This window comes from Streptomyces sp. TOM-9, from assembly GCF_056858595.1.
Genome location: NZ_JBXEQB010000001.1, coordinates 6,926,122 through 6,942,471, shown reverse-complemented (window position 1 = coordinate 6,942,471; position 16,350 = coordinate 6,926,122). Strand labels below are relative to the sequence as shown.

Here is a 16,350-nt window from a genome sequence, read left to right as displayed (position 1 = left end):
CCGACGTTAGGAATCCTATGGTCCCAGCAGCGGACAAATCGGGCGTGGTGTTCCTGCGGGGAGCACGTTGACGCGTCCTTGACGCTCTCCTCGTGCCGCCGCCTGCGGTCAGCGGAACTCCGCGAGCCGCGCCCTCAGGCCGAGGACGACCAGGGCCGCCGCGGCCCCCAGGGCCCCGGCGAGGCCCAGGGGGACGGACAGCGCCCGGTCCGCGCCGTCCGCGGCGGCGCGCTCGTAGGCGGCGGAGTTGATGGCGATGACCTTGCCGAGCGCCTGGTCGAACGCCGCGAAGTCGTGGTTCGACTCCCCGGGTCCGTAGCCGGTGCCGTACGCGACGGCGGCGGGAAGCCGGCCGGCCTCGGCCAGGGCCCGGATCCTGCGGTCGTCGCGCTCGTACGCCTGGTAGCGGAGCAGGGCCCGCTCGGCGGCGGCGCGCTCACCGGGGAAGGTGATGTTGCGGAACTCGTCACCGAGGAAGCCGGTGAAGCGCGGGTCCGCGGGATCCGCGCGGTAGGCGTCGAGGGCCCGGTCGAGGGCGGGGTCGTAGTCGTCGACGGAGGCGACGCCCGGCAGCCGCGCCAGCCTCTGGCTCTTGTCGAGGAAGTCCGCCTCGTGCCCGGCGGCGTGCGCCCGGTCCAGGAGGTAGCGCGACTCGTCGGCGTTGGCGTCGTAGGCGACCGCGCGGGCGCGGGTGAGCGCGAGGACGGAGTCGAAGGCGTCCCTGCGGGCCACCGTCAGGTCGTCCCGCTGGGCGCCGAGGCCCACCGTGCCGGCGGCCGTCGCGGCGAGCGCGATCAGCGTGGCGGCAGCGAGGGCGGGGTTGGCCACGCGCCGGAAGCGGCTCGCGAGGAAGAGCTGCAGCACCACGAGGACGGCGAGCAGGAGGAGGCCGGTGCACACGACGGCCGTGCGCACGGCGCCCGCCCTGTCGTACGCGCGGCCGTAGGCGCGCTCGAAGGAGGCGTCGTTGACCGTCACCAGGGCGTCCGCCTCGGGGAGCAGCCGGGTGCGCATCAGGTCGGACGCGGAGCGGTAGGCGTCGACGGCGCCCCGGTCGGAGCGTTCGCCGAGCAGCAGCGCCCGGGCGGCCCGTTCCTCGTAGCGGCCGAAGTCGCGGATGGCGGCGGCGACCTCCCGCTCGGCGTCGGGGTCGCCCGCTGCGGCCTCCGCGAGGTCGCGGAGGTATCCGGCGGCTTCGGAGCGGCGCTGCCCGTAGATCCGCGCGGCGTCCCCGCCGCCGGGGGTCAGGAGCTGGTTGGCGATCTGGGCGTCCATGTCGCTGAGCGCGAAGTACAGGCCCGCGGCGCTGGTGACCTGGGGCGCGGAGTGCGCGCGGATCGCCGACCAGGAGTCGTCCGCCGACGCACCGCCCGCCAGGAGCACCGCCGCCAGGGCGCCGCACGCCGCGAGGGCCGTCGTCCGCAACAGCCGTAACCGCGCGGGTACGGTGCCGGGACGGCCGCGCAGCCACGCCGTCAACGTGCGACGCGGCCGGCCCGGCCACCCCCCACGGAGGGGAGACCTGCGCGGAACACGGTGCCGTCTCCCTGACCCGGAATCCCCACCGCCGTCCGGATCCGGACCAGGTGGCACCTGCCGCCGCTCCTCAGCGGTAACGGTGTGCGCCATTCCGCAGCCCCCTCCGCACCGCCGAGCGGCCTCCGCCGGCCTCCCCTCCGTGCTTCCACTCTCTCCCCGCCGGCCACGTCCCGGGCTCCGCGTTGTCGGCCCCCTGACGGCGGACCCCCGGCGCTTGACGCCTTCCTGACGCGACCCGCCCCACGGCCCCACGACGGCGGGCGCTCACGGCCGGGCGCGGCGGTGCTTCAGGCGTGAGGCCCAGGGCGGCGACCGTCGTGACGGTCGGCGCCGGGTAGCCGGCCGTGGCGGGTCGTGGCGGCCGGGAACCGCCACCACGGGCCGGGCAACCCTCGGCGCAGCGGTGCGTCCCCGCGCGCGCCGAAGCCCACCCGGCGGGCGTGACGCCGGGTGGGTGGGGGGCGGCGGGTCAGCCGGCCAGCTTCTCCAGCGCGATGTTGAGCTCCAGGACGTTGACGGTCGGCTGGCCGAGGATGCCGAACTGCCGTCCGTCCGTGTGCTCCTTGACCAGCCGGGCGACCTCGGTGGTGCTCAGCCCGTTGGCCTTGGCGACGCGCGCGGTCTGGATGTCCGCGTACGCCGGGGAGATGTCCGGGTCGAGGCCGGAGCCGGACGCCTGGACCGCGTCCGCGGGGACCTTGGACTCCGGGACGCCGTTGAAGGCGGCGACCTCCTGCTTGCGCTCCTTCACCAGGTCGGTGAGGGCCTTGCTGGTGACCGCGAGGTTGGACGCGCTGGTGTAGGTCGGGTCGTACGGCCCGGCGCCGGCGCCCGCGTCGGCCGCCGAGGGGCGCGGCTGGAACCACTTGGGGTCCGGGGCGAAGTCCTTGCCCGTGGTGAAGTTCTGGCCGATCAGCGTGGAGCCGACGACCTTGCCGCCCACCTTCACCTCGGAGCCGTTGGCCTGGTCGTGGAAGGCCGCCTGGCCCACCCCCCACACCGCGACGGGGTAGACGACGCCGAGGACGACGGTCAGCACCAGCAGCGCGCGCAGGGCGCTCCAGAGCAGCCGGGCGGAGTTGCGTACGGAAGTGTTCATGGTTCTCTGCACGCCTCGCGTCAGTGGATTCCGGGGATCAGGGAGATGAGCATGTCGATCAGCTTGATGCCGATGAACGGGGCGACCAGGCCGCCGAGTCCGTAGATCCCGAGGTTCCGGCGGAGCATCCGGTCGGCGCTGGTGGGCCGGTAGCGCACGCCGCGCAGGGCGAGCGGCACCAGGGCGATGATGATCAGCGCGTTGAAGATGACCGCGGACAGGATCGCGGACTGCGGCGAGGACAGCTGCATGATGTTGAGCTTGTCCAGGCCCGGGTAGACGATCGCGAACATCGCGGGGATGATCGCGAAGTACTTCGCCACGTCATTGGCGATGGAGAAGGTGGTCAGCGCGCCGCGGGTGATGAGCAGCTGCTTGCCGATCTCCACGATCTCGATCAGCTTGGTGGGGTTGGAGTCCAGGTCCACCATGTTCCCGGCCTCCTTGGCGGCCGAGGTGCCGGTGTTCATGGCCACGCCCACGTCGGCCTGGGCCAGCGCCGGGGCGTCGTTGGTGCCGTCACCGGTCATCGCGACGAGCTTGCCGCCCGCCTGCTCCCGCTTGATCAGCGCCATCTTGTCCTCGGGCGTCGCCTCGGCCAGGAAGTCGTCGACCCCCGCCTCGTCCGCGATCGCCTTGGCCGTCAGCGGGTTGTCACCGGTGATCATCACCGTGCGGATGCCCATCCGCCGCAGCTCGTCGAACCGCTCCCGCATGCCCTCCTTGACCACGTCCTTCAGGTGGATGACGCCCAGCACACGGGCCGCACCGTCCTCCTTGACCGCGACCAGCAACGGGGTGCCGCCGGCGGCGGAGATGGTGTCGACGGTGCGCTGCGCGTCGGGGGCGACGGTGCCGCCGTTCCCGCTGACCCAGGCGGCGATCGCGCCGGCCGCGCCCTTGCGGATCTGGCGGCCGTCGACATCGACGCCGGACATGCGGGTCTGCGCGGTGAAGGGCACGAACTCGGCGTGCCCGAGCTCGCCCTCGTTTCGCTCGCGCAGGCCGTACTTCTCCTTCGCCAGGACGACGACGGAACGGCCCTCGGGCGTCTCGTCGGCCAGCGAAGACAACTGCGCGGCGTCGGCGAGCCCGGCCTCGTCCGCGCCCGCCACGGGCACGAACTCCGCGGCCTGGCGGTTGCCGAGGGTGATGGTCCCGGTCTTGTCGAGCAGCAGGGTGGAGACGTCGCCGGCGGCCTCGACGGCCCGGCCGGACATGGCGAGCACGTTGCGCTGCACCAGGCGGTCCATGCCGGCGATGCCGATCGCCGACAGCAGGGCGCCGATCGTCGTCGGGATGAGGCAGACCAGCAGCGCGACCAGGACGATCATCGACTGCTCGGCGCCCGCGTAGATCGCGAACGGCTGCAGGGTGACGACCGCGAGCAGGAAGACGATGGTCAGCGAGGCCAGCAGGATGTTCAGCGCGATCTCGTTGGGCGTCTTCTGCCGGGCCGCGCCCTCCACCAGGGCGATCATCCGGTCGATGAAGGTCTCACCGGGCTTGGTCGTGATGCGGACGACGATCCGGTCCGACAGCACCTTGGTGCCGCCCGTGACCGCGCTGCGGTCACCGCCGGACTCCCTGATGACCGGGGCCGACTCACCGGTGATCGCCGACTCGTCGACCGACGCGACGCCCTCCACGACGTCACCGTCACCCGGGATCACGTCGCCCGCCTCGCAGACCACCAGGTCGCCGACGCGCAGTTCCGTCCCCGGCACGCGCTCCTCGGCGCCGTCCGTGAGACGGCGGGCGACGGTGTCGGTCTTGGCCCGGCGCAGCGTGTCGGCCTGGGCCTTGCCGCGGCCCTCGGCGACGGCCTCCGCGAGGTTGGCGAAGATCACCGTGAGCCAGAGCCATGCGGTGATCGCCCAGCCGAACCAGTCGGCCGGGGAGAGCAGCGCCAGCACGGTGGTGAGCACCGAGCCGATCAGGACCACGAACATGACGGGCGACTTGATCATCACCCGGGGGTCGAGCTTGCGCAGGGCGTCCGGGAGGGACCGCAGCAGCTGGGCCGGGTCGAAGAGCCCGCCCGAGACACGGGCGCCGGGCCCCGCGTCCGGGGCGTGCGGTGCCAGTCCTCCCTCGGGCGCGCGTACGGGCGTGTCGGTGGACATGGTTTCCTCTGCGGGGGTGGGGGTGGTCGCGCGGCTCATGACAGGCCTTCCGCGAGCGGGCCGAGGGCGAGCGCCGGGAAGTAGGTCAGTGCGGTGATGATCAGGATCGCGCCGACGAGCAGGCTCGCGAAGAGCGGCTTCTCGGTGCGCAGGGTGCCCGCGGTGGCGGGCACCGGCGTCTGCCGGGCGAGCGAGCCGGCCAGGGCCAGGACGAAGACCATCGGCACGAAGCGCCCGAGGAGCATCGCGAGGCCGAGCGTGGTGTTGTACCACTGCGTGTTGGCGCTCAGGCCGGCGAAGGCGGAGCCGTTGTTGTTGCCGGCGGAGGTGTAGGCGTACAGGACCTCGGAGAAGCCGTGCGGCCCGCTGTTGAGCATGGAGTGCGGCGGGGTCGGCAGGGCCATCGCCAGGGCGGTGAAGACCAGTACGACGGTCGGGGTGACCAGGATGTAGAGGGCGGCGAGCTTGATCTCGCGGGTGCCGATCTTCTTGCCCAGGTACTCCGGGGTGCGGCCGACCATCAGGCCGGCGATGAACACCGCGATGATCGCCATGATCAGGATGCCGTAGAGGCCGGAGCCGGTACCGCCCGGGGCGATCTCGCCCAGCATCATCCCGAGCAGGGTGATGCCTCCGCCGAGGCCGGTGAAGGAGGAGTGGAAGGAGTCCACCGCGCCGGTCGACGTCAAGGTGGTGCTCACCGCGAACAGCGACGAGGCGCCGACGCCGAAGCGCTGTTCCTTGCCCTCCATGGCGGCGCCCGCGATCTGGTTCGCCGAGCCGGGGTGCGCGAACTCGACCCAGGTCATCAGCGTGACGAAGCCGATCCAGATCAGGCCCATCGCGGCGAGGATCGCGTAGCCCTGCCTGATGTTGCCGACCAGCTTCCCGAAGGTGCGGGTCAGCGAGAGCGGGATCACCAGCATCAGGAAGATCTCGAAGAGGTTGGTGAACGCGTCCGGGTTCTCGAAGGGGTGGGCGGAGTTGACGTTGTAGAAGCCGCCGCCGTTGGTGCCGAGCTCCTTGATGGCCTCCTGGGAGGCCACCGCGCCACCGGTCAGCGTCTGGTGGCCGCCGGCGAGGGTGGTGATCTCGTGCCAGCCGGCGAAGTTCTGGATTGCCCCGAAGCCCACCAGCACGATCGCGGCGACGAACGCCACGGGCAGCAGGATGCGGACGGTGCCGCGGACCATGTCGGTCCAGAAGTTGCCGAGCTCGCCGGTGCGGGAGCGCACGAAGCCGCGGACCAGCGCCACGGCCACGGCCATGCCGACCGCCGCCGAGACGAAGTTCTGCACGGCCAGGCCCGCGGTCTGGGCGGCGTGGCCCATGGCGTTCTCACCCATGTACGACTGCCAGTTCGTGTTGGTCACGAACGAGGCCGCGGTGTTGAACGCCTGGTCGGGCGTGATGGCGGCGAAGCCGAGCGACAGCGGGAGGTGGTCCTGGAGCCGTAGGAACAGGTACAGGAACAGCACGCCCACGAAGGAGAAGGCCAGCACCGCCCTGAGGTAGGCGGGCCAGCGCATCTCGGCGTCCGGGTCGGCGCCGAAGCAGCGGTAGATCAGCCGCTCCACCCGCAGGTGGCGGTCGGAGCTGTAGACGGCGGCCATGTAGTCGCCGAAGGGGCGGTACACCAGGGCCAGCGCCACGATGAGGGCGGTGACCTGGAGCACGTCAGCGGTGATGGGGCCCATGTCCGGAACTCAGAACCTCTCGGGTCGGACGAGCGCCAGGATCAGGTAGCCCAGCAGGGCGACGGCGACGACGAGTCCGACGACGTTCTCGGCGCTCACAGCTTCGCCACCCCCTTGGCGATGAGGGCCACCAGCGCGAAGACCGCGATCGTGGTGACCACGAAGGCCAGGTCGGCCATCGTGTGCTCCTAGCTTCGGATCGAACGTTTACCAGGCCAGGAAACCTCCGTCCCCGCCGTACGAGGACCTCGTTGACGGCTTCCATACGGGCTCTCACGGCGCCTTGACGGACCTTTGACGTTCACCCCGATGACCTGCGAAAACGCCCGTGGGCCGACCTGTTCTCACAGGTCGGCCCACGGGCGTTTTGCGTGGCCGGGGCACTGGGCCCCGGGGTTCAGTGCACCTCGGTGATCTCCGGTCCGCGACGCATCGGGTCGATGCCGTCGGAGAAGCGACCGGCCTCTTCCTGGGCGATGCCCTCGGGCACCATCTGGGCGTCGTTGGGCAGCTTCAGCACGATCGGGTCGCGCGGCGCCATCGGCGACTCGCCGCGGACGACGACCGTGTCGCGGAAGATCTGCTCCAGCAGGCCGGCGGTCTCGGGCTGGACGGCGCCCTGCCCGGAGATGACGCCCCGCAGGAACCAGCGCGGGCCGTCACAGCCGACGAAGCGCACGACCTGGACGCCGTTGGCGCCGTTGGGCAGCTGCACCGGGACCTGGGCGCGCAGCTCCCAGCCCAGCGGACCCTCGACCTCGTCGACGATGCCGCCCTGCTTGGTGATGCCGGACGCGATCTCGTCGCGGACCTCGCCCCAGATGCCCTCCGACTTGGGGGCGGCGAAGCCCTGCAGCTGGACGGCGCTCTCCCGGAGCACCACGGTCGCGGCGACGATGGACTCCCCGGCCACCTCGACGCGCAGCTCCATGCCCTGCACACCGGGCACGAACAGCCCGCCCAGGTCGACCCGGCCCTCGGCCGGGTCCCTGACCTCGCTCACGTCCCACGGGCCGTCCGGCCTGGGGGCGGGCGGAAGGTTGTACCGACGGGACTCCATGGAGTCGTCCGACTCCTCGGCGTCTTCGGCCAGCTCGTCAGGGCCCTCGGCCTCGAGCTCGTCGAGGGCGTCTCCGCGCTCCTTGCGACGACGACGGAACACGTCACTGTCCTTCCCGGTCAGCGATGACCGATGCGTATCCATTGCCGGACGGACCGACCGGCGAGCCATCCACCGCGGCATGACCCCCCGTGGAGCCGAAGCCCCCTGCCGCCCGTTCCGAGCCGGGCAGCTCCGCCACCTCGTGGAAGCGGACCCGCTCGACCTGCTGGACGACCAGTTGGGCGATCCGGTCCCCTGCTGCGAACCGTACGCTCTCGCGCGGGTCCAGGTTGACCACGATCACCTTGATCTCCCCACGGTACCCGGCATCAACCGTTCCCGGGGCATTCACGAGCGCCACTCCGCACCTCGCGGCCAGGCCCGAGCGCGGGTGCACGAAGGCGGCGTAGCCGTACGGCAGCGCGATCGACACCCCCGTGGGCAGCACGGCACGCTCACCGGGGGCCAGTTCGGCCGCCTCGGTGGTGACGAGGTCGGCCCCGGCGTCGCCCGGGTGCCCGTACGAAGGAATCGGGACGTCCTCGTGCAAACGGTGGATGAGGACGTCGACCGGGGGGCGACCGCCGCCGGTCACGGGTTCACCTCGAAGGCGCGCGCGACCTTGACCTGGTCGGGGTCGGACATCGCGGCCCGGATCTCCTCGGGGCGGCCGTTGTCGGTGAAGTGCTCCAGCTTGACCTCGATGAACAGCGCGTCCGCACGGACGGCGACGGGGCCTTCGGGGCCGCCGATGCGGCCGACCGCGGTGGAGTAGATCTTGCGCCCGGCCACTGCGGTGCAGCGGGCCTCCAGGTGGAGGGTCGCACCGACCGGCACGGGCTGCACGAAGTCGGTCTCCAGGCGGCCGGTCACGGCGATGGTCCGCAGCAGCCAGGCCAGCGAGCCGAGCGTCTCGTCGAGAGCCGTGGCCAGCACACCGCCGTGCGCCAGGCCCGGGGCGCCCTGGTGGGCGGGCTGGACCGTGAACTCCGCGGTCACGCTGACGCCCTCACCGGCCGTGGCCTCCAGGTGCAGGCCGTGCGGCTGCGCCCCGCCACAGCCGAAGCAGTGGTCGTAGTGCGCGCCCAGCGGTTCGCCGGGAGCGGGGGCGTCGGGGTGCCGCTCGGGCGCGACGGCGTCGCTCGGCGGTGTCAGGCCCGGGCGGTCCGGGCCGGCGTCGGTCGTAGCTCCACTCACGCGGGAGACCCTACCCTCCTGCGGGATCCATTCCCGCCGCCCGGCCGTTGTCCTTGCGGCCCCGCGGCCCGCCCATCACCGGAGCACCCTCCCTTGGAGCACCACATGACCCCCAGGTCCGTCGTCGTCACAGGAGCCGGGTGCGGGATCGGCCTCGCCACCACCCTGGAACTCGCCCACGCCGGTTTCGACGTCATCGGGACGGTACGGAGCGAGGAGAAGGGCGAGGCGCTGCGGGAAGCGGTGGAGCGCACCGGCGCGTCGGTGCGCACCGTGCTGCTGGATGTCACGGACGCCACGTCCTCCGTCCGGGCGTTCACCGAGATCGCCACGATGACGGACGGCGGCCCGTGGGCGGTGGTGAACAACGCCGGGATCGCCCAGCCCGGTGCGATCGAGGACGTCGACGACGAGCAGGTCCGGCAGCAACTGGAGACCAACCTGGTGGCACCGGCGCGCATCGCCCGCCTGGTGCTGCCCACGATGCGGGCCCGGCGCGCGGGGCGGATCGTCAACATCTCGTCGATCTCCGGGCGGGTCTCGATGCCGCTGCTCGGCTGGTACTGCGCCAGCAAGCAGGGCCTGGAGGCGGTGACGGACGCGCTGCGGATGGAGGCCGCCCCGTTCGGGGTCAAGGTCGTGCTGGTGGAGCCCGGCTCGTACGGCACGGACATCTGGCAGCGCGGCGCGAGCCGGCTGCCGCAGCGCCGCAACTCCGCCTACCGGCACCAGTACGAGGCCGCGGAGGAGATGATCAAGCGGGAGCTGCCCTCGCCGCGCCCGGTGGCGCGCACGGTCCTCAGGGCGCTCACGGCACCGCGGCCGCTCCCCCGCTACCTGGTGGGCACCGACGCCCGGTCCTCCGCCGTCCTGGACGCCGCCCTGCCGACCGCCGCGACCGACTGGGCCAAGCAGGTCGCCACGGGGCTGCGGCGTCCCCCGCGCGCGGCGCACGCGCTGACGAGGCTGCGGTCCCGGGGCGGGCGCTGAGGACACGGCATGACAAGCTTGGTGTCATGACCGTCATGAGCTATGAGGAGCGGCTGACCGCGCCGCGTTCGTGGTGGGGCCTCGCCGTCGGCGCGGGCGTCTCACTGGCGCTGATCCTGCTGCCCCTGGGGCCCCTGGCGCTGCTCGGCGGGCTGGTGGGCGGTACGGCCGCCGGAGCGGCCCTGGTCAGCGCGTACGGCTCGCCGCGGCTGCGGGTGGTCGCCGGTTCGCTGGTGGCCGGGGACGCGAGGATCCCCGTGACGGCGCTCGGCGAGGCCACGGTGCTGGACCGGGACGAGGCCGTGGCCTGGCGGTCGTACAAGGCCGATCCGCGCGCCTTCATGCTGCTGCGCGCGTACGTGCCGACCGCGCTCAAGGTCGAGGTCACCGACCCGGACGACCCGACGCCCTACCTCTACCTGTCGACCCGCTCGCCCGAGCGCCTCGCCGCGGCCCTGCGGGACGTGCGCGTCTGAGCACACGGGCGCCCTTGCTCGGGGTGCCCGGTGCCGGGTGGCTCAGCCACCGGGCCCGAGCGCGGGCGGGGGCTCCTCCTCTGCGGACAGCAGGCCCCAGGGCACCTGGCGGACGCGCAGGTCCTTGCGGATCTGCTCCGCGAGCTTCTTGGTGTCGCGCCGGTTCATCACGGCACCGACGGCCGCGCCGACCATGAACGGGGTCAGCGTCGGCAGGTTGCGCATGGTGCGCTTCATCAGTTGCTGGCGCAGCTCGCGCTTCATCCTGCCGCCGAGCGCGATGTTCAGCGTGGACGGCTTGGAGAAGTCGATCCCGCGCCGCTCCGTCCACTCGGCGAGGTACATCGCCGACCGCTGACGCAGCGTGCCCGGGGCGCGCAGCCCGTAGACCTCGTGCAGCTCGGCGATGAGCTTGTACTCGACCAGGGCGACGCCGAGGGTCTCCGAGGCCAGCTCCGCCGGCATGGCCGGCGGGGTGGGCAGCATGGCGGCGGCGCCGATGCCGGCGCCGACCGTCGCCGTGCCCATCGTGGCGGCGTTCACCAGCTTGTCGGCCAGCTCCTCGGGCCCGAGCCCGGGGAACTGGCGGCGAAGCGTCTCCAGGTCCCTCACGGGGACCCTCGGGGCCGTCTCGACGAGCCCGTCGACGAAGGTGTTCAGCGCCGCCTTGGCGCGTGCCCGTGCCCGTGCGGCACGTCCGGGGGGACGGAACGGGACGAGCTCGCCCGCCGGCCCCTCCGTTGCGCCCGCGAGCGAGGCCTCATGGCCCCGCTCGTCGTCGCTCGCCACGGTCCGGCTCTCCGTCAGGCCGCGCAGTCGCGGCAGATCGGGTTGCCGTTCTTCTCCGTCGCCAGCTGGCTGCGGTGGTGCACGAGGAAGCAGCTCATGCAGGTGAACTCGTCCGCCTGCCGGGGCAGCACCCGGACCGACAGCTCCTCATTGGAGAGGTCGGCTCCGGGCAGCTCGAGGGACTCGGCCTGGTCGAACTCGTCGACGTCGACCGTCGAGGTCGACTTGTCGTTCCGCCTGGCCTTGAGTTCCTCGATGCTGTCCTCGTTGACGTCATCGTCGGTCTTGCGTGGGGTGTCGTAATCAGTAGCCATGTATCGCTCTCCCCCTCTGGGTGTCTGCGGTGTCTCCAGCGCACGTAACGCACGGGAGGCCGGTCTTGTGCCCGGCCCGAAGCGGAGATTTTGCCTTACATCAAGTGCCGTTACTCAATCGACACCCAAACGCACCCCCGAAGAGGTGATCGCATCCGCTGCCGGTCATGACCGGAAACGGCCCGCTTGTCGCACCTTGCTCGCGCCTCCACGTGTACTTCCCGTGATCATGACCTGCGGAAACATGGATTTTTCCGGTCTTTTCCCGGAGGTCGCAATCACGGAGAGTACCCGCGGCCGGAATCGTATGTGTGATCGCTCACAGCATGCTCCCGAGGCGCGCAGACCGCAAAATTCAGCGCAAAGCGAACACGCCTCCGGGGGTGTCGTGTGACGGGTCACACGGGGACGACAACCCGCATGACCAGGCCACCTCCCTCGCGCGGGACCGCGCTGATCGTGCCGCCGTGGGCCCGGGCGACGGACTTGGCGATGGAGAGCCCGAGACCGACGCCCTTGTCACTGCCCGTGCGCTCGTTGCCCAGCCGGCGGAAGGGTTCGAACAGATTGTCGATCTCGTACGCGGGAACGACGGGCCCGGTGTTGACGACCGTCAGGACCGCGGAGCCCGCCTCGACGCCCGTGGTGACCTCCACCCAGCCCTGGTCCGCGACGTTGTACCGGACGGCGTTCTGCACCAGGTTCAGCGCGATGCGCTCCAGCAGCACCCCGTTGCCCTGGACGACCGCCTCGCCCAGCGCGGCACGCAGCTCCACGCCCTTGGCGTCGGCCTCGCTGCGGGTCTGCTCCAGCGCCTGGGTGGCCGCCTCGGCGAGGTCCACCGGCTTGCGGTCGACGATCTCGTTGTCGCTGCGGGCGAGCAGCAGCAGGCCCTCCACCAGCTGCTCGCTGCGCGTGTTGGTGACGAGCAGGTTCTTCCCCAGCTGTGCCATGTCCGGGGAGGCGTTGGGGTCGGCGAGCTGGACCTCCAGCAGCGTGCGGGTGATCGCCAGCGGCGTTCTCAGCTCGTGGGAGGCGTTGGCGACGAAGCGCCGCTGGGCGTCGAAGGACCGCTCCAGGCGCTCCAGCATGTCGTCGAAGGTGTCCGCCAGCTCCTTGAGCTCGTCGTCCGGGCCGGTCAGGTGGATCCGCTGGGTCAGGTCGGAGCTCACCACGCCGCGCGCGGTGCGGGTGATCCGGCCGAGCGGCGCCAGCACCCGGCCGGCCAGCAGGTAGCCGAAGGCGAAGGCGAGCACGGCGAGACCGACGAGCGCGAACAGCGAGCGCTTGAGCAGGACGTTCAGGGCGGTCTCGCGCTGCACGGCCAGGCAGTGGACGTAGGCCTTGTTGAAGGCGTCGGGGTTGGTCGGGCCGGTGGGCAGTTCGGGACACAGCCCGGTGAGCGACAGCCGGCCGGCCTCGACGTGGAACTGCGCCTCGGTGCCCTGGCGGATGGCCTGGGCCGCCAGCAGGTAGATGATCCACAGCAGTATCACCCCGGCGATCAGGAACATGCCGCCGTAGAGCAGGGTGAGCCTTATCCGGATCGTGGGGCGCAGCAGCGGCATGGGGCGGGCGGCCGGCTTCGGGTCCCAGGTGGGCTTGGGCGGGATGGCCTGCGACGCGGGCGGGGTCGTCGGCGAGGACGAGGGCGCGGGCACGGCGGATCAGATCCGGTAACCGGAGCCGGGCACGGTGACGATCACCGCGGGCTCCCCGAGCTTGCGGCGCAGCGTCATGACGGTGACGCGCACGACGTTGGTGAAGGGGTCGGTGTTCTCGTCCCAGGCCTTCTCCAGCAACTGCTCCGCGGAGACCACGGCACCCTCGCTGCGCAGCAGCACCTCCAGCACCGCGAACTCCTTGGGGGCCAGGTGGACCTGCCGGCCCTCCCGGGTCACCTCGCGGCGGTTGGGGTCGAGCTTGATCCCGGAGCGCTCCAGCACCGGCGGCAGCGGCGCGGTCGTACGGCGCCCGAGGGCCCGTACGCGGGCGGTCAGCTCGGTGAAGGCGAAGGGCTTGGGGAGGTAGTCGTCCGCGCCCAGTTCCAGCCCCTCCACGCGGTCGCTGACGTCGCCCGCGGCGGTCAGCATCAGGACGCGGGTCGGCAGGCCCAGCTCCACGAGCTTGCGGCACACGTCGTCCCCGTGGACGACCGGCAGGTCGCGGTCGAGGACGACGACGTCGTAGTCGTTGACCCCGATCCGCTCCAGGGCGGCGCCGCCGTCGTAGACGACGTCGACGGCCATGGCCTCACGGCGTAGTCCGGTGGCTACCGCATCGGCGAGCAGTTGCTCGTCCTCGACGACCAGTACGCGCAAGGCGCTGTTCCTTCCCTAGGCACTTCTCAAAGAGCCGTGCACAGCCCGCTGCGCAGGCTGAACGCCCCTCCATCCTGCACCGGGAGGCCGTAAAACAGGGGTAAGAGCAGTTGGCGCCCAATTCTTCGCGTCCCGGAGGTTTCCCCTCCGGCGGGCCTGGGGAGGACGACTGCACACCCCCGATCACGCCCCCAGGGCGTCCGCAACTCCCGTGGCAGTAGCCGCTGTGTGATCCGAGGGGTCCCCGGACAAGACCTGTGAACGACCCCGCACATCGCACGACCCCGAATATCCCTGTGTCAACCCACGACGACGAGGGGGCGCCACCTGATGGACGCATTCACCACTGGAATCCTGCAGCGCATACACAGCACCGAATCGGACCTTCTGCGCGCCCGTGAGGACGGGGACGAGTTCCTGGCCGAGGTCGAGGAGGCCGAACTGGCCGACCTGCGCCGCCTCGCCGCCGAGCACGGCGTCCAGGTGCTGCCCAAGATCGCCTGAGATCGCCCAGGGCGGCACAGCCGAACGCCGCGCCCCGGACACCTGGACAGGTGCCGGGGCGTTCGCGTGCCCGCCGCCGGTTGCGCACGGGGCGGCCGGCCGTCACGGGGGGCGTCAGCGGCCCTCAGTCGTGCCAGGCGCCGAGTTCGTCGAGCCGGCGCTGCAGGGGCTCGAACAGTCCCGGCGGGGCCGCCACGGTGAGCTCAGTGGACTCCGGCACCCCGGGGCGGCCGCCGGTCAGGGCTCCGGCCTCGCGGGCGAACAGCGCGCCCGCCGTGTAGTCCCACGGGTTCAGGCCGCGCTCGTAGTAGCCGTTGAGGCGGCCGCAGCCCACGTCGCACAGGTCGATGGCGGCGGATCCGCCGCGGCGTATGTCCCGCACCTGCGGCACCAGCTCGCGCAGCACCCTCGCCTGGCCCTCGCGGCGCTCCTGCAGGTAGCCGAAGCCGGTGCCGATCAGCGCCTGGTCCATCGGCGGCGCAGGGCGCACGGCCGCCGGCCGGTCGCCGACCCACGCACCCCGGCCCAGCACCGCGCGGTAGCTCTCGCCGCGCATCGGGGCCTCGACGACCCCGACGAGCGTCTCGCCGTCCCGCTCGGCCGCGATGCTCACGGCCCACGACGGCAGGCCGTACAGGTAGTTCACGGTGCCGTCCAGCGGGTCGATCACCCACCGGACCCCGCTGGTGCCCGGGGTGCTGGCGCCCTCCTCGCCCAGGAGCCCGTCGTCCGGGCGGCGCTCGATGATGAAGGAGGCGATCAGCTTCTCCGCGGCGATGTCCATCTCGGTGACGACGTCGATCGGGCTGCTCTTGGTGGCGGCCACACCGAGGTCGGCCGGGCGGCCGTCGCGCAGCAGCTCGCCCGCCCTGCGGGCGGCCTCGAGGGCCACGGCCAGGAGTTCGTCCTTGAGGTGGTCGTTCACGGTACTCCTCGTGCGTTCGGGTACGTCGGTCACTCGGCGCCCGCGGCAGCGGGCCGCGGGCTGCGCGCCGGGCAGCAGCCCACGGGGCACACGTCGTGGCTGGGCCCGAGCGCGCCCAGCGCGCACCGCTCGGGGGTCAGGCCCCGCTCGGTGGCGGCGCGCTCCAGCACCAGCTCGCGCACGGCGGCCGCGAAGCGCGGGTCCGCGCCCACGGTGGCGGCGCGGGATACGGGCAGGCCCAGTTCCGCGGCCTTGGCGGTCGCCTCGGTGTCGAGGTCGTACTTGACCTCCATGTGGTCGGAGACGAAGCCGATCGGCACCATGACGGCGGCGGGGGCGCCGGCGGCGTGCAGCTCCTCCAGGTGGTCGCAGATGTCGGGCTCCAGCCACGGGATGTGGGGGGCGCCGCTGCGGGACTGGTAGACCAGCTTCCACGGGCGGTCGGTGCCGGTGGCCTCGCGGACGGCGTCGGCGATCACCCGGGCGGTGTCCAGGTGCTCGGCGACGTAGGCGCCGCCGGCTCCGTCCTCGGTGTGCTCCTCGGGCCGGCCCGAGGTGTCGGCGGCCGCGGTGGGGATCGAGTGGGTGGTGAACGCCAGGTGCGCCCCGTCCCGGACGTCCTCGGGCAGCGTGGCGAGGGCGGTCAGCACCGCGTCGGCCATGGGCCGGACGAAGCCGGGGTGGTTGAAGTAGTGCCGCAGCTTGTCCACGCGGGGGACGGGGTGTCCTTCGGCCTCGAGGGCGGCCAGGGAGTCGGCGAGGTTCTCGCGGTACTGCCGGCAGCCGGAGTAGGAGGCGTACGCGCTGGTGGCCAGGACCAGGACCCGGCGGTGGCCGTCCCCGGTCAGCTCGCGCAGCGTGTCGATGAGGTAGGGCGACCAGTTGCGGTTGCCCCAGTACACGGGCAGGTCGAGGCCGTGCTCGGCGAAGTCCTTGCGCAGCGCCTCCAGCAGCTCGCGGTTCTGCGCGTTGATGGGGCTGACCCCGCCGAAGAGGAAGTAGTGCTGCCCCACCTCCTTCAGGCGCTCACGGGGGATGCCACGGCCGCGCGTGACGTTCTCCAGGAAGGGGACGACGTCGTCGGGCCCCTCGGGCCCCCCGAAGGACAGCAGGAGCAGTGCGTCGTACGGAGTGGCGGTGCCGGCCTCGGTGTGATCGGACATGTTCCGATCCTGCCACCCGGGGGTGACGGCCGAAGAACCGGGAAAATTCGCTTGCGCTCCCTTTGTAAGCTGTGTGACGCAGTCACATTCCTTACCCCCGCCCCCACC

The 16,350-nt window shown here is 72.0% G+C and carries 17 protein-coding genes; 3 read left to right on the top strand and 14 right to left on the bottom strand.

Annotation, left to right across the window (positions count from 1 at the left end):
• Positions 1-108: 108 nt before the first annotated feature.
• The 8 genes from AC1VWI_RS32275 to AC1VWI_RS32240 all read right to left on the bottom strand — a co-directional run bounded on the left by AC1VWI_RS32275 (position 109) and on the right by AC1VWI_RS32240 (position 8,760).
• Positions 109-1,629, bottom strand: a complete 1,521-nt coding sequence (locus AC1VWI_RS32275; RefSeq protein ID WP_499514514.1) for a GlnX family signal transduction membrane protein — start codon at positions 1,627-1,629, stop codon at positions 109-111.
• A 379-nt stretch (positions 1,630-2,008) separates the two neighbouring features.
• Positions 2,009-2,638 carry a potassium-transporting ATPase subunit KdpC gene (kdpC, locus tag AC1VWI_RS32270; protein WP_499514513.1) on the bottom strand — a complete coding sequence of 210 codons (630 nt, stop codon included), beginning with the start codon at positions 2,636-2,638 and terminating at the stop codon, positions 2,009-2,011.
• Between the two features lie 20 nt (positions 2,639-2,658).
• Positions 2,659-4,764, bottom strand: coding sequence for a potassium-transporting ATPase subunit KdpB (gene kdpB, locus AC1VWI_RS32265; RefSeq protein ID WP_499514512.1), 2,106 nt, complete (start codon positions 4,762-4,764; stop codon positions 2,659-2,661).
• Positions 4,765-4,799: 35 nt separating this feature from the next.
• Positions 4,800-6,461, bottom strand: a complete 1,662-nt coding sequence (gene kdpA, locus AC1VWI_RS32260; RefSeq protein ID WP_499514511.1) for a potassium-transporting ATPase subunit KdpA — start codon at positions 6,459-6,461, stop codon at positions 4,800-4,802.
• A gap of 9 nt (positions 6,462-6,470) precedes the next feature.
• Positions 6,471-6,560 carry a K(+)-transporting ATPase subunit F gene (gene kdpF / locus AC1VWI_RS32255; protein ID WP_499514510.1) on the bottom strand — a complete coding sequence of 30 codons (90 nt, stop codon included), beginning with the start codon at positions 6,558-6,560 and terminating at the stop codon, positions 6,471-6,473.
• Positions 6,561-6,858: 298 nt separating this feature from the next.
• Positions 6,859-7,623, bottom strand: coding sequence for a DUF3710 domain-containing protein (locus tag AC1VWI_RS32250; RefSeq protein ID WP_499514509.1), 765 nt, complete (start codon positions 7,621-7,623; stop codon positions 6,859-6,861).
• A gap of 1 nt (position 7,624) precedes the next feature.
• Positions 7,625-8,158 (bottom strand): dUTP diphosphatase, encoded by a 534-nt coding sequence (dut, locus tag AC1VWI_RS32245; RefSeq protein WP_499514508.1) that lies wholly within the window; start codon positions 8,156-8,158, stop codon positions 7,625-7,627.
• The gene (locus tag AC1VWI_RS32240) at positions 8,155-8,760 is read right to left on the bottom strand and encodes a PaaI family thioesterase (RefSeq protein WP_499514507.1); all 606 of its coding nucleotides are present in this window, start codon (positions 8,758-8,760) and stop codon (positions 8,155-8,157) included. Before AC1VWI_RS32240 ends, dut begins: the two co-directional genes overlap by 4 nt.
• Before the next feature lie 105 nt (positions 8,761-8,865).
• Between AC1VWI_RS32240 and AC1VWI_RS32235 the strand changes: the two genes are divergently transcribed.
• Positions 8,866-9,750 carry an SDR family oxidoreductase gene (locus tag AC1VWI_RS32235; protein ID WP_499514506.1) on the top strand — a complete coding sequence of 295 codons (885 nt, stop codon included), beginning with the start codon at positions 8,866-8,868 and terminating at the stop codon, positions 9,748-9,750.
• A 26-nt stretch (positions 9,751-9,776) separates the two neighbouring features.
• Positions 9,777-10,226, top strand: coding sequence for a DUF3093 domain-containing protein (locus tag AC1VWI_RS32230; RefSeq protein ID WP_499514505.1), 450 nt, complete (start codon positions 9,777-9,779; stop codon positions 10,224-10,226).
• A 42-nt stretch (positions 10,227-10,268) separates the two neighbouring features.
• Here AC1VWI_RS32230 and AC1VWI_RS32225 read toward each other — a convergent pair whose 3' ends face one another.
• The 4 genes from AC1VWI_RS32225 to AC1VWI_RS32210 all read right to left on the bottom strand — a co-directional run bounded on the left by AC1VWI_RS32225 (position 10,269) and on the right by AC1VWI_RS32210 (position 13,650).
• Positions 10,269-11,015: a hypothetical protein gene (locus AC1VWI_RS32225; protein WP_499514504.1), complete on the bottom strand. Its 747-nt coding sequence runs from the start codon at positions 11,013-11,015 to the stop codon at positions 10,269-10,271.
• A 14-nt stretch (positions 11,016-11,029) separates the two neighbouring features.
• On the bottom strand, positions 11,030-11,329 hold the full coding sequence (locus tag AC1VWI_RS32220; RefSeq protein WP_018561848.1) for a DUF4193 domain-containing protein: 300 nt from the start codon (positions 11,327-11,329) through the stop codon (positions 11,030-11,032).
• Positions 11,330-11,727: 398 nt separating this feature from the next.
• Positions 11,728-12,990 (bottom strand): sensor histidine kinase, encoded by a 1,263-nt coding sequence (locus AC1VWI_RS32215; protein WP_499514503.1) that lies wholly within the window; start codon positions 12,988-12,990, stop codon positions 11,728-11,730.
• Between the two features lie 6 nt (positions 12,991-12,996).
• Positions 12,997-13,650 carry a response regulator transcription factor gene (locus AC1VWI_RS32210; RefSeq protein WP_499514502.1) on the bottom strand — a complete coding sequence of 218 codons (654 nt, stop codon included), beginning with the start codon at positions 13,648-13,650 and terminating at the stop codon, positions 12,997-12,999.
• Positions 13,651-13,980: 330 nt separating this feature from the next.
• Between AC1VWI_RS32210 and AC1VWI_RS32205 the strand changes: the two genes are divergently transcribed.
• Positions 13,981-14,154 carry a hypothetical protein gene (locus AC1VWI_RS32205; protein WP_018561851.1) on the top strand — a complete coding sequence of 58 codons (174 nt, stop codon included), beginning with the start codon at positions 13,981-13,983 and terminating at the stop codon, positions 14,152-14,154.
• A gap of 124 nt (positions 14,155-14,278) precedes the next feature.
• On the opposite strand, the gene AC1VWI_RS32200 is transcribed toward AC1VWI_RS32205, so the two are convergent.
• Positions 14,279-15,079, bottom strand: coding sequence for an inositol monophosphatase family protein (locus tag AC1VWI_RS32200; RefSeq protein ID WP_499514501.1), 801 nt, complete (start codon positions 15,077-15,079; stop codon positions 14,279-14,281).
• A 29-nt stretch (positions 15,080-15,108) separates the two neighbouring features.
• Positions 15,109-16,242 carry a ferrochelatase gene (locus AC1VWI_RS32195; protein ID WP_499514500.1) on the bottom strand — a complete coding sequence of 378 codons (1,134 nt, stop codon included), beginning with the start codon at positions 16,240-16,242 and terminating at the stop codon, positions 15,109-15,111.
• Positions 16,243-16,350: the final 108 nt, after the last annotated feature.

Excerpts from the sequence above, each read along its gene's own strand:
- AC1VWI_RS32230 (WP_499514505.1), top strand. The coding sequence starts at position 9,777 with ATGACCGTCATGAGCTATGAGGAGCGGCTGACCGCGCCGCGTTCGTGG.
- kdpA (WP_499514511.1), bottom strand. The coding sequence starts at position 6,461 with ATGGGCCCCATCACCGCTGACGTGCTCCAGGTCACCGCCCTCATCGTG.
- kdpC (WP_499514513.1), bottom strand. The coding sequence starts at position 2,638 with ATGAACACTTCCGTACGCAACTCCGCCCGGCTGCTCTGGAGCGCCCTG.
- kdpB (WP_499514512.1), bottom strand. The coding sequence starts at position 4,764 with ATGTCCACCGACACGCCCGTACGCGCGCCCGAGGGAGGACTGGCACCG.
- AC1VWI_RS32275 (WP_499514514.1), bottom strand. The coding sequence starts at position 1,629 with ATGGCGCACACCGTTACCGCTGAGGAGCGGCGGCAGGTGCCACCTGGT.
- AC1VWI_RS32235 (WP_499514506.1), top strand. The coding sequence starts at position 8,866 with ATGACCCCCAGGTCCGTCGTCGTCACAGGAGCCGGGTGCGGGATCGGC.
- AC1VWI_RS32220 (WP_018561848.1), bottom strand. The coding sequence starts at position 11,329 with ATGGCTACTGATTACGACACCCCACGCAAGACCGACGATGACGTCAAC.
- AC1VWI_RS32205 (WP_018561851.1), top strand. The coding sequence starts at position 13,981 with ATGGACGCATTCACCACTGGAATCCTGCAGCGCATACACAGCACCGAA.
- AC1VWI_RS32195 (WP_499514500.1), bottom strand. The coding sequence starts at position 16,242 with ATGTCCGATCACACCGAGGCCGGCACCGCCACTCCGTACGACGCACTG.